This is a genomic window from Mesorhizobium marinum (genome assembly GCF_040813675.1).
In the GTDB taxonomy this organism is placed as follows: domain Bacteria; phylum Pseudomonadota; class Alphaproteobacteria; order Rhizobiales; family Rhizobiaceae; genus Mesorhizobium_K; species Mesorhizobium_K marinum.
Genome location: NZ_JBFOCI010000043.1, coordinates 1 through 538, shown reverse-complemented (window position 1 = coordinate 538; position 538 = coordinate 1). Strand labels below are relative to the sequence as shown.

Sequence of the window (538 nt, the reverse complement as noted above, 5' to 3'; positions counted from 1 at the left end):
GGGATCAAGTTCGCAGATTTCGAGAGCGCTTCTTGTTTCACTTTAGCAAAGCTACCGGATCTCCTCGGCTCAAATGAAGCGCCAATCGAATATGTCTGCTTCTCCGATTCGCACCTATTCGCCGCAAAGCCGGAGACCCGAACAATCGCGAGTTGGCACGCGTTCCTAGGGTTTGCCGTAGCGGCCGATCCGACCGTGCTTGATCAGTCAAGCGTTTGCAGCGGAGATGCTGGCTCCCACTTCTTTGATAAAGAAGCGTGCTAGATGATATCGCGTCAAACCTTGGAGCGGTCCCGACGTCATGCTTAAGCAGCGACCAACAACGGCTTGACGGTTGCGGCCTGAAAGGTACGCCGGGGCCACCTCACGCCCTTGGCGGCATTTTCTCGAACGCCGGAAGCGCCGGGTCGACGCGATCCCAGGGCTGCGCGGCGGCGGTCCAGGTGACGATGTTCGCCCGGTAGCTCGCCGGGTCGTCGAGGCTCGCGGGCCTGACGATGAAGATGTCGGGCATGTCGGGGAAGGTCATGTAGACCGG

General features: G+C 59.7%; 1 protein-coding gene. It reads left to right on the top strand.

Annotation, left to right across the window (positions count from 1 at the left end):
* The coding region (locus ABUE31_RS22775; RefSeq protein WP_367726052.1) for a hypothetical protein at positions 1-264 on the top strand (264 nt) is incomplete at its 5' end.
* Positions 265-538: the final 274 nt, after the last annotated feature.